A 10,753-nucleotide genomic window follows, 5' to 3' on the forward strand; every position below is an offset into this window, starting at 1 on the left:
CGCTACAATTCCCGCCCTAAAATTGTGCCTAAGGCACGCGCCTTAAAATCATCGCACCCAGTGCGGTGATTTCTGACCTGAAATCAGAACGAGAAAATCATGTTTAAACCAGAACTCCTTTCGCCAGCCGGAACGCTGAAGAATATGCGTTACGCTTTTGCCTATGGTGCCGATGCGGTTTATGCGGGCCAACCGCGTTATAGCCTGCGTGTGCGCAATAACGAATTCAACCACGAGAACCTCCAGCTCGGCATCAACGAAGCGCATGCGCTGGGTAAAAAATTCTACGTGGTGGTGAACATTGCCCCGCATAACGCCAAGTTGAAAACCTTTATCCGCGACCTGAAGCCGGTCATTGATATGGGCCCGGACGCGCTGATTATGTCGGATCCTGGTTTAATCATGATGGTGCGCGAAGCGTTCCCGGAAATGGACGTTCACCTCTCCGTGCAGGCGAACGCCGTCAACTGGGCGACCGTGAAGTTCTGGAAACAAATGGGCCTGACGCGCGCGATTCTTTCCCGCGAGCTGTCTCTGGAAGAAATTGCCGAAGTGCGTGAGCAAGTGCCGGATATGGAACTGGAAATCTTCGTTCACGGCGCATTGTGCATGGCGTACTCAGGCCGCTGCCTGCTTTCCGGTTACATCAACAAACGCGACCCGAACCAGGGCACCTGCACCAACGCCTGCCGCTGGGAATACAAAGTCGAAGAAGGCAAAGAAGATGATGTCGGCAACATCGTGCATCTTCACGAGCCGATTCCAGTGCAGAATATCGAACCGACTTTAGGCGCTGGCGCACCGACTGACAAAGTGTTCCTGATGGAAGAAGGCAAACGCCCTGGCGAATACATGACCGCGTTCGAAGACGAACACGGCACTTACATCATGAACTCCAAAGACTTACGCGCTATCGAACACGTTGAGCGCCTGACCAAAATGGGTGTCCACTCGCTGAAAATCGAAGGCCGCACCAAGTCTTATTACTACTGCGCACGTACCGCTCAGGTTTATCGCCGCGCGATTGACGATGCCGCCGCTGGCAAACCGTTCGACCCAACGCTTCTGACCACGCTGGAAGGCCTGGCGCACCGTGGCTATACCGAAGGCTTCTTACGTCGCCATAACCATGATTCTTATCAGAATTATGAATACAGCCACTCGGTTTCTGAAAGCCAGCAATTTGTCGGTGAATTTACCGGTGAACGCCGTGGCGACCTGGCTGAAGTGAAAGTGAAAAACAAATTCCTGCTCGGCGATAGCCTGGAATTGATGACGCCGCAGGGCAACGTCACCTTCACCCTGGAAGTGCTGGAAAACACCAAAGCGCAGCCGATTGAAGTCGCCCCGGGCGATGGTCATATCGTGTGGATGCCAGTGCCAGAAGATGTCGCGCTGGATTACGCGTTGCTGATGCGCAATTTACCTGCTCAGAACGCGAGCTAAGTCACTCATTTAGATTATTTTTTCGCCCCTGAAGATTTCTTAGAAACCGATCACATACCGCTTCGCTTGTAGCGGTTATTATCGCCGGGCTGAAAAACATAACCCATAAATGCTAGCTGTAACTAAGAACCACCTCCTTGGCCTGTGGAATCTCCCTTCCGCAGGCCTTCTTTTTTGGTGGTAACTAATTGAAATAAAAGGATTTATTTCAATCAATGTCCACACATTGACCACTCGTCGAAATTTTTTTCTGCAAAGTAGCCAAAAGTCCCGCCAGATTCGCGGGGCTTTCTTGTGGCACAAAAAAACCAGCCGAATGGCTGGTTGATCGTACTAACTCATGCGTTTTGGAACTCTTCCGCGCGCCTTTCTAATTCATCCATAAAAGATGTTCTAGCCTTCTCATGGGCATTTGGAGTCATGATACTTATGATTTGTATATTCTCATATTCCATCCAGTGCCTTGAAAAGACTAAGTAATTATTCGATGTTCTATCAATTTGGGCCCTGGATTTTTTCCAAGCCTGCTCAGATGGTAACTTGATATGGATTTTATATACGAATGAGTCGCATAGTCTTGAATTTTCTTCCCACTGACCTTCATTGCCAAATTTGTCTGGAAGAATATCGGTGTTCTGCCAATTTTCTAACGCTTTCCCATATACTTGGGCTACCGCTGGAAACTCAACGTCTTTATGAATACTCACCTTACAAACCATTAAGAGAACCCCGGCGCAGAGATTCCTAGGTTTTTATGCTCAGCAGTAATCATTGCACGTACGTCCTCATCGGAAGGCATATCGCTTAGGCTAATTGTCTTAGAGGGAGGCCTACTCCGTTCAATGGCGTTGAGCGTATCTCGCGCGAGAAACTCACTTTGCGCAACTGCGCGCCCAAAGCGAATAAGCGCATCACGATGCTGTACTCTCAGCTCCAAGCTATCTGGATGCATTTTGGCAAGATTATCAGGCGCAATTACGATCTTGATTGCTTCTTTAACTCGTGCGTGTTGCTTCAACGCATCTTCACAGATTCGCTTTGTTTGAACCAAATTAGCCATAAGCAAAGCTCCCTTACCTTTAAGTTGCCTTTTTTGAATGATGGCACTTAACAGAGAACGTTGATTAGAGTTAATCCCATTCAAATAATCAGTTGCCTCTTCAAGAGGGAGAAATATCTGGCCACTTGGAAGTTCAAAAGTAAGTGCAGCTGACACTCCTACATGTGCTTTAGATTCCATTACGGTAGTTGGTAATGTCGTGCTTTTCGCCGGAACAGGTGCCAATGAGGCTGACAAGCTTGCAACAATAGCCGCAACGGCTGCGGATGTGGATTTTTGTTTCATAGGTACCTCACAACATCAATATATACAGAATACCTTAAAGAGCTCTTTGTATAAAGAAGCACCAAACTAGTCTTCGACCGGTTCGGGCTAGTGAGTAAGAATTATTTCAGTTGGCCAGTTTTGACTAAACCCGCGCCATTACTGGATTGACGATCCATTCAGAACCTTTTCTTTGTCCCTAAAAACTGCGATTCACTGAAATCCATTACATTCTGTGTAACTGCCATTTCTCATGATATCCCCAGCACTGGCACTGTCTACGGGACAAATGCACAAATCACGCAGACTCAGCCTGTTCTTACCCGCAAATCTCACACATGCGATACACTTTGAATTCAATTACATTTCCAGAGGTTTGCCATGGAGCAGTTTCCGGTATCGCTCGTCATTCTGAACGGCAAAGGTGCCAACAACGACATCTTACGTAGCGCCGTTAAAGTCATGCGTGATGAGGGGTACACGTTACACATCCGCGTCACCTGGGAACAAGGTGATGCGATTCGCTATGTTGAAGAAGCATCCCGCATCGGCGTTGACACGGTTATTGCCGGAGGCGGCGATGGCACGATAAACGAAGTAGCGACCGCGCTGGCGCAACTGGCTCCTGAACATCGTCCGGTGTTGGGCATTCTCCCGCTCGGCACCGCCAACGACTTTGCCACCAGCGTCGGTATTCCGCAGGAACTGGATAAAGCTTTGCAACTGGCGATTGTCGGCAAAGGGATTCCTATCGACCTGGTGCAAGTCAACGAATCCGCCTTCTTTATTAATATGGCGACCGGCGGTTTCGGGACGCGCATCACCACCGAAACCCCGGAAAAACTCAAAGCGGCCTTGGGCGGAATCGCCTATTTCGTGCATGGCCTGATTCGCCTCGATACGCTCAAACCGGATCGTTGCGAAATTCGTGGTGAGAATTTTGAGTGGCAAGGCGACGCGCTGGTAATTGGTATCGGCAATGGCCGCCAGGCGGGCGGTGGGCAGGAGCTTTGCCCGCAGGCACTGATTAACGACGGGCTTCTGGAGCTGCGAATTTTTACCGGCGAAGAACTGCTCCCGGCGATTTTTAAAACGCTGACGCAACCCGATGACAACCCAAATATCATCGATGCCCGTTCATCCTGGTTTGAGATTACCGCCCCGCATGACATCACTTTTAACCTTGATGGCGAGCCGCTGACCAGCCAGAAATTCCGCATTGATATCCATCCCAATGCGCTGAGCTGCCGTCTGCCGCCAAACTGCCCGCTGCTGGGTTAAGCGCGGGCAATCTGGAAGTGTCAGAACTGCGCCACCTGCTGCGCCATCTCCCGGCTATATTGGCGGCTGGCGTTAACCAGCATTTGCGTATACGGAACTTGCGCGGCACCGCTGATTAAATCTTCGGTGCTGAGCGATTCAAGAATGCGCCCGTGCTGCATCACGCCCACGCGGTGGCATAAATGCGCAATCACGCCCAAATCGTGCGTCACCATTAAATAGGTGAGTTTCGATTCCTGCTGCAAATCCGTAAGCAAGTTCAAAATTTCCGCCTGCACTGAAACATCCAGCGCCGAGGTCGGTTCGTCCAGCAACAACACTTGTGGCTCAAGTATTAACGCTCGTGCAATCGCCACGCGCTGGCGTTGCCCGCCAGAAAGCTGGTGCGGATAACGGCTGCGAAACGCCCGGTTTAGCCCGACTTTATCGAGCATCATATTGATGCGGCGGTCGCGGTCGGTGAAGCTCTGAATTTGCAGCGGTTCTTCCAGAATGTCGCCGATGGTATGGCGCGGATGCAGGGAACCATACGGATCCTGAAACACCATTTGCACCATGCGGCAACGCTCGCGGCTGATTTTGTGCTCAAGCTCGGTGCCGTCAATCACCAGTTTTCCCTGCCAGTGCGTGAATAGCCCGGCGAGGCATTTCAGCACGGTGGTTTTCCCGGAACCGGACTCCCCCACCAGGCCAAAAATTTCGCCGTGGCCGACGTTAAAATTCACATCGAACAGCACCTGGTTGGTTTTCGCCCCTTCGCCAAAGGTTAAATTGAGCTGGCTGACTTCAATCATAGATGACATGCGTTGCTCCTTTTATTGGGTTAGCCAACTGGCCTGACGTTGCACAACTGGCAAATGCGCACGGCGTTTGTCCATATGCGGTAAGGCGCTGATCAAGCCCTGCGTGTACGGATGCTGTGCGTTATCCAGATCTTTGGCGGCGATAGATTCCACCACGCGCCCGGCATACATCACCAACACGCGGTCACAGAAACTGCGCACCAGGTTGATGTCGTGGCTGATGAAAATCAGCCCCAGCCCACGTGACTGCACAAGGTCATCCAGCAGCGCAAGCACCTGCAAACGCACGGAAACATCCAGCGCGGAAGTCGGTTCATCAGCAATCACCATTTCCGGGTCGGTGATCAGCATCATCGCAATCATGATGCGCTGCCCCTGCCCGCCAGAAACTTCATGCGGATAGAGGTTATAAACGCGCTCCGGCTGGCGAATGCGCACCACTTCAAGCATCTCCAGCACTTTTTGTTTGGCCTCTTTATGGCCGACGCGATGGTGCGTCAGCCACGCTTCGGCAATTTGATCGCCGACGCACATCACCGGATTCAGCGAGTATTTCGGGTCCTGCATGATCATCGAAATACGTTTGCCGCGCACATCGCGCATTTGTGCGTCCGTCGCATTCAGCAGATCCACGTCGCCAAACTGCATCCGATCGGCAGTGATCTGCGCCTTTTTCGGGTGAAGCTGCAAAAGCGCACGCCCGACGGTGGATTTACCGGAACCGGACTCGCCGACAATCGCCAGCTTTTCGCGCCCGAGCTGGAAGGAAACGCCACGCACCGCGTGGGTTTGCTGGCGACCGTTCACAAACGTGACGTTCAGGTCACGCACATCAAGCAGTTGCGGCGAATTATTCGCTGCGAGGATCGAGGATGTCACGTAGGCCGTCTCCCAAGAAGTTGAATGCCAGACTGTTGATTAAAATCGCCAGCCCCGGAATCGTTACTACCCACCAGCACTCCATCATGTAAGTGCGCCCGCTGGAAATCATCGCGCCCCACTCCGGCTCTGGCGGCTGTGCGCCAAGGCCCAGGAAGCCCAAACCTGCGGCGGTCAGAATGATGCCCGCCATGTTCATGGTGATGCGGATAATCACCGACGGCATGCACAGCGGCACAATGTGACGCCACAAAACGCGCACAGGCGAAGCGCCTTGCAAACGCACCGCAGAGATAAAATCAGCCTGCCGCAACGAGAGCGTTTCGGCTCGCGCCAGACGTGCAATCGGCGGCCAGGCGGTGAGCGTAATCGCAATCACGACGTGTTCAAGGCCGGGGCCGAGTGCTGCCACAAACGCCAGCGCCAGCACCAGGCTTGGGAAGGAGATGAAAATATCGGTGATGCGCATCAGCACCATATCGACTTTGCCGCCGAAATATCCCGCCGTAACGCCAAGCAGCAAGCCCAGCGGGCCAACGGTGACCGACACCAGCAGCACGATGTACAGCGTGATGCGCGAGCCGTAAACCAGGCGGCTGAAGATATCGCGGCCAAACTCGTCGGTGCCAAACCAATGCGTGGCGTTGGGTGCGGTTAGCGCACGGTTAAGATCCTGAACCAGTGGGTTATACGGCGCGATCCACGGTGCGAAAATCGCCACCATTAACAGCAAAAAGACAATGCCGCCGCCAATTGCCGTCAGCGGGTTACGCGCCATTTTGCCAATAAACCCAATCGCCCGCAGACCCGCACGCTTCACCCGTAGCGAGCGCTCATCCGCCGCCGTGAGTTGGGGAGTTCCAAAGGAAACCGTCATGATTTTGTCCTCGGATCAAACAGTTGGTAGAGCATGTCGGAAAGCAGGTTCAGCAACACAAAGATCACCCCGACCACCAGCACGCAGCCCATCACCGCATTCATGTCGCCGAGCAGCAAACTGCCGGTGAGATACGAGCCAAACCCCGGCCACGAAAACACGGTTTCTATTAATACCGCGCCTTCCAGCAGCGAGCCATACGCCAGCGCGACCACCGTCAGCAACTGCACCAGAATGTTTCGGAACGCGTGGTTCCAGATAACCTGGCGCTCGGTCAGCCCTTTGACGCGCGCCGTGATAATGAACTCCTGCGAAAGTTGCGCCAGCATAAAGCTGCGCGTCATACGGCTGATGTAAGCCATCGAGTGGAAGCCGAGCAGTGACGCAGGCAAAATCAGGTGATTCAACGCGTTGAAGAACACCGCGCTGTTTCCCGCAAGAAGTGCGTCCACCAGCAGCAATCCGCTGCGGCGCGGCACCACGCCGTCCAGCCCTAAATCAATGCGCCCTGCACCGCCGACCCAACCGAGCCAGGCGTAGAACAGCAGCAGCCCCATCATTCCGACCCAGAAAATCGGCGTCGAATAACCGGCGAGGCTGATGATACGCACCGCATAATCCACCACGCTGTTGCGACGAGCCGCCGCCCATACGCCAAGCGGAATGCCCAAACCCGCGCCGACGATTATCGCCACCGTCGCCAGTTCGAGCGTTGCCGGGAACACGCGCAGAATGTCGTCCACCACCGGTTTACCGGTCAGCAGCGCATTGCCTAAATCGCCATGCAACAAGCCGCCGAGGTAAATCCAGAACTGCGTGGCGAGGGATTTATCAAAGCCAAGCTGATGATAAACCTGCTGATAAGTGCTTTGGTCTGCATCCGGGCCGACAATCGCCAGCACCGGATCGATGGGCATCACGCGGCCAATAAAGAACGTCAGTAACAGCAAGCCAAACAAAGTGATCAACACCTGGCTTAAGCGTTTTGAGAAACGCCGGGCGCGGCCACCCGGTGCCAACAGGATCATACTCATCCTTTGTTCTCCCCATTTTCAGCGGCTGGCGTTTTATAAACATCACGCAGGAAGGTGGTGGCCGACGGATGCGGCTGGTAATTCTGCACTTCGTTGCGTACCACCACCGAGTCCACCATTTGCGAAAGCGGCAGCAACGCGGGGATCAGTTCGTCATAACGCGTCTGAATCGCCTGGTATTCTTCAAGCTGTTTTGCCGGGTCGCGTTCCACCAGCGCCTTGTCGATTTGCTGGTTAATTTGCTTGTCGTAGAAGCTGGTGCGCCAGCCCTGGAAGTTGGTCAGACGCGCAGCGTCGCTGTTGTCCGGGTTGTAGACCAGCGAACGCAGGCTGGAATGCGGATGCGGTTCCACGCCGCTGCCGCCGCGCCCGACCAGCATGTCGAATTTACGCTCGCGCATCGCGCCATAAATCTGGTTGCCGGTTCCGGTGACAATTTTGGCGTTGATCCCCGCCTGCATCAGCGTGGACTGCACCGCAATCGCAATGTTCAGGAATGGCTGATCCGCCAGCACGCGCAAGGTGGTATCGAAACCGTCCGGATAACCCGCCTCGGCAAGCAATGCTTTCGCCCGAGGAATATCCAGCGCGTAGCCAGGATCGGGCAATGTGGCAGGCATTCCAGACTGAATCGGGCGCTGGTGCAGCACGCCGTAGCCTGGCATCAGCGCTTTGTTAATGCCCTGATAATCAATTAAATACCGCACCGCTTCGCGCACTTTCGGGTTGGCGAAATGCGATTCTTTCATGCTCATGGCGACGTAATAAATGGTGCCTTTTTTCACCGCATCGACCGTCATATCCGGGTCTTTACGCAGCGCATTCACGTCCGACACCGCCATGTTGCTGGCAATGTCTAAATCACCTTTTGCAATCATCAGGCGCAGGGTTTGTGATTCCTGGAAGTGACGGAACACCACGCGGGAAAGTTTCGGCTCGCCGCGCCAGTAATCAGGGTTACGCTTCATGCGCAGCACGTCTTTTGCCTGCCAGACTTCGAGGCTGAACGGGCCAGAACCGGCTTCGTTGGTGGTCAGCCAGCGGTTGCCCCAGTCGTCGTTTTGCACATGTTGTTCGACAGTTTTGCTGTCCAGCACCACCACGCTTCCTAACGCCGCCAGTGAGTAAATCACCAGTTGCGGGTCGTTGGCTTTCGGCAGCGTGATTTCCACCGTTGAGGCATCCAGCGCCTTCACGTGTTCATCGACGTTCTTTTTGCTGAAGCCGTAAGATTTCCATACCGACGCCTGCGCGAGGTTCAGATGCAAAACACGGCGCATCGACCACACAACATCGTCAGCAGTAAGCGGATTGCCAGAGTGAAATTTCACGCCATCGCGCAGGTGGAAGGTCAGGCGATTGCCGTCATCCGAGATTTCCCAGGATTTCGCCAGCGCCGGGCGCACGTTGGTAAGTTTTGCCGGATCTAATTCCACCAGCGAGTCGTAGAGATTTACCACCAGCCCGACCACTTCGTTGCCGGTCATAGCGGCGGGATCAAGGGTGAGCAAGTTATTCATATTCATGCCGATAATCAGCTGGTCAGGCGGCGTTTTCGCCACCGCCGAACCGCTGCCGAGCATGAACAGGAGCGTGAGCAGCCACGCTCCCAGCCGGGAGTTTCGATTCATGATAGATACCGTTTTGTAGGGTAGAGTTTGCCCAGGCGCCATTAGCCCGGGCTTATTATTTTTACGGTGGGTACAGCTCAATCCCGGCTAACGGTGTTGATCTCGATATATTCAAAATTGATGTCTTCACCGAGGCCCGGACGCTGTGGCAAATGCACAAATCCGTCGGCATCCATCGGGTCAACGATGCTGTTCAGGTAAGCGGCTGGCTCATCGTATTCGAGGAACGGGTGCAGTAAACCGCGTTCGTACCAGCGGCAGTTACGAATTGCGCCAACCACCGCAAGGCTTGCCGCACCGTTGCCATGAACTTCGCAATCCATCCCGAAAGATTCAGCCAGTGCGGCGACTTTCATGGTTGGCGAAATCCCGCCGACGCCGTTCGCGCCCGCACGTAAAATGTCGCAGGCTCCCGCTTTGACCCAATCGGCGCGGCTGTGGTGTTTACCGCCGAGACTTTCAGGCCCGAGCACATCAATGGATAAGTTTTCAGAAAGCCAGATGTAAGACGCCATGCTCTCTTCTTCCATCGGCTCCTCGAACCACGCGAAGTTGAGTTTTTCTAATTCTTTGCCGATGTACAGGGCCTGGCTGCGGCTGTACCAGTGGTAGCCATCGAGCATTAAATCGATATCCGGGCCGACCGCTTCACGCACGGCAGCGCAGGCTTTGACATCCATTTTTGGGTCTGGCGCGAAGGCAACCGGTGGCATCCAGGTGTGGAGTTTTATCGCTTTGTAGCCGCGAGCCACCAGCTTTTCAGCGAACTGGCCAAATTCATCCGGCGTGGATAACCCGCCTTCCAGTTCGTCGCCGCACATGGTGCTGCCGTAGGCCGGAACTTTATCGCGGTAACCGCCCAGCAGTTTATAAACGGGCATTTTGAGTTTGCGGCCAATCAAATCCCACAGCGCTTGTTCGACAAACGACAGCGCGCGTTCGGTTAATTGATGTGCGCTACCACGCTGCCAGTGCACCAGATCTTGCCAGATGCGCTCGCGGTTAAACGGGTCTTGCCCCACCAGCACTTTGCGGAAAAACGCATTAACGACATACGGACGCACCACTTCTGGCGGCGCAAATGAATACCCGCAGTCTCCTTCATCAGTGGTAATGGTCAGCATCGCCATTTTGGCGAGGCTCTCAGGGCCAGGATGAGAGTGCCCGGCGCTATCAGAAACTCGGCGAGTGGGATAAGTAAAAACGGTGACGTCTACAGATTCTATTTTCACGACTGTTATTGTCCTTTTGTGAATTTAAAACAGCGTTTCAGCACTTACTGTATGCGTAAAAAAGCACCTGCGCCTCGTTCAAAGGTGCCTAAATAGAAGGGATTTTTTGGACATTTGCACAGGAGAAAGTGATGGTTTTCACAGATTGTTATGGAATTGTGATCGGGGGCATTGATGCTTATGGCAGCGCAGTGGTTTTCCGTTCACCTGGCGCTCAGTGATTCATATAGCTATCGATACGGTGAA

Annotated in this window: 10 protein-coding genes; 2 read left to right on the top strand and 8 right to left on the bottom strand. The window is 53.7% G+C overall.

Going from position 1 to position 10,753, the window contains the following annotated elements; translation table 11 throughout:
- Positions 1-99 precede the first annotated feature (99 nt).
- Entirely contained in the window at positions 100-1,446 is a 1,347-nt protein-coding gene (gene trhP / locus D6029_RS02985) for a prephenate-dependent tRNA uridine(34) hydroxylase TrhP (protein ID WP_120063342.1), read from the top strand.
- Positions 1,447-1,784: 338 nt separating this feature from the next.
- Here trhP and D6029_RS02990 read toward each other — a convergent pair whose 3' ends face one another.
- Together D6029_RS02990 and D6029_RS02995 are read right to left on the bottom strand one after the other, a co-directional pair.
- Entirely contained in the window at positions 1,785-2,165 is a 381-nt protein-coding gene (locus D6029_RS02990; protein WP_120063343.1) for a type II toxin-antitoxin system YafO family toxin, read from the bottom strand.
- Complete coding sequence (locus D6029_RS02995; RefSeq protein ID WP_120063344.1) at positions 2,165-2,791, bottom strand: iron-sulfur cluster assembly scaffold protein SufA; 627 nt, start codon at positions 2,789-2,791, stop codon at positions 2,165-2,167. Before D6029_RS02995 ends, D6029_RS02990 begins: the two co-directional genes overlap by 1 nt.
- Before the next feature lie 360 nt (positions 2,792-3,151).
- Here D6029_RS02995 and yegS point away from each other — a divergent pair, with 360 nt between their 5' ends.
- Positions 3,152-4,051: a lipid kinase YegS gene (yegS, locus tag D6029_RS03000; RefSeq protein ID WP_120063345.1), complete on the top strand. Its 900-nt coding sequence runs from the start codon at positions 3,152-3,154 to the stop codon at positions 4,049-4,051.
- Between the two features lie 20 nt (positions 4,052-4,071).
- Here yegS and D6029_RS03005 read toward each other — a convergent pair whose 3' ends face one another.
- The 6 genes from D6029_RS03005 to D6029_RS03030 all read right to left on the bottom strand — a co-directional run bounded on the left by D6029_RS03005 (position 4,072) and on the right by D6029_RS03030 (position 10,507).
- Entirely contained in the window at positions 4,072-4,845 is a 774-nt protein-coding gene (locus D6029_RS03005) for an ABC transporter ATP-binding protein (protein WP_120063354.1), read from the bottom strand.
- Positions 4,846-4,866: 21 nt separating this feature from the next.
- A complete protein-coding gene (locus D6029_RS03010) occupies positions 4,867-5,733 on the bottom strand; it encodes an ABC transporter ATP-binding protein (protein WP_120063346.1) in 867 nt (288 codons plus the stop codon).
- Positions 5,705-6,610 carry an ABC transporter permease gene (locus tag D6029_RS03015; protein WP_120063347.1) on the bottom strand — a complete coding sequence of 302 codons (906 nt, stop codon included), beginning with the start codon at positions 6,608-6,610 and terminating at the stop codon, positions 5,705-5,707. Before D6029_RS03015 ends, D6029_RS03010 begins: the two co-directional genes overlap by 29 nt.
- Entirely contained in the window at positions 6,607-7,644 is a 1,038-nt protein-coding gene (locus D6029_RS03020) for an ABC transporter permease (protein ID WP_120063348.1), read from the bottom strand. The genes D6029_RS03015 and D6029_RS03020 overlap by 4 nt, the downstream gene beginning before the upstream one ends.
- Positions 7,641-9,275 (bottom strand): ABC transporter substrate-binding protein, encoded by a 1,635-nt coding sequence (locus D6029_RS03025; RefSeq protein WP_120063349.1) that lies wholly within the window; start codon positions 9,273-9,275, stop codon positions 7,641-7,643. The genes D6029_RS03020 and D6029_RS03025 overlap by 4 nt, the downstream gene beginning before the upstream one ends.
- A 77-nt stretch (positions 9,276-9,352) precedes the next feature.
- The gene (locus tag D6029_RS03030) at positions 9,353-10,507 is read right to left on the bottom strand and encodes a mandelate racemase family protein (protein ID WP_120063350.1); all 1,155 of its coding nucleotides are present in this window, start codon (positions 10,505-10,507) and stop codon (positions 9,353-9,355) included.
- Positions 10,508-10,753: the final 246 nt, after the last annotated feature.

The sequence above is a fragment of the Buttiauxella izardii genome (genome assembly GCF_003601925.1).
GTDB classification, from domain to species: domain Bacteria; phylum Pseudomonadota; class Gammaproteobacteria; order Enterobacterales; family Enterobacteriaceae; genus Buttiauxella; species Buttiauxella izardii.

Excerpts from the sequence above, each read along its gene's own strand:
- trhP (WP_120063342.1), top strand. The coding sequence starts at position 100 with ATGTTTAAACCAGAACTCCTTTCGCCAGCCGGAACGCTGAAGAATATG.
- D6029_RS02990 (WP_120063343.1), bottom strand. The coding sequence starts at position 2,165 with ATGGTTTGTAAGGTGAGTATTCATAAAGACGTTGAGTTTCCAGCGGTA.
- D6029_RS02995 (WP_120063344.1), bottom strand. The coding sequence starts at position 2,791 with ATGAAACAAAAATCCACATCCGCAGCCGTTGCGGCTATTGTTGCAAGC.
- yegS (WP_120063345.1), top strand. The coding sequence starts at position 3,152 with ATGGAGCAGTTTCCGGTATCGCTCGTCATTCTGAACGGCAAAGGTGCC.
- D6029_RS03005 (WP_120063354.1), bottom strand. The coding sequence starts at position 4,845 with ATGATTGAAGTCAGCCAGCTCAATTTAACCTTTGGCGAAGGGGCGAAA.
- D6029_RS03015 (WP_120063347.1), bottom strand. The coding sequence starts at position 6,610 with ATGACGGTTTCCTTTGGAACTCCCCAACTCACGGCGGCGGATGAGCGC.
- D6029_RS03020 (WP_120063348.1), bottom strand. The coding sequence starts at position 7,644 with ATGAGTATGATCCTGTTGGCACCGGGTGGCCGCGCCCGGCGTTTCTCA.
- D6029_RS03025 (WP_120063349.1), bottom strand. The coding sequence starts at position 9,275 with ATGAATCGAAACTCCCGGCTGGGAGCGTGGCTGCTCACGCTCCTGTTC.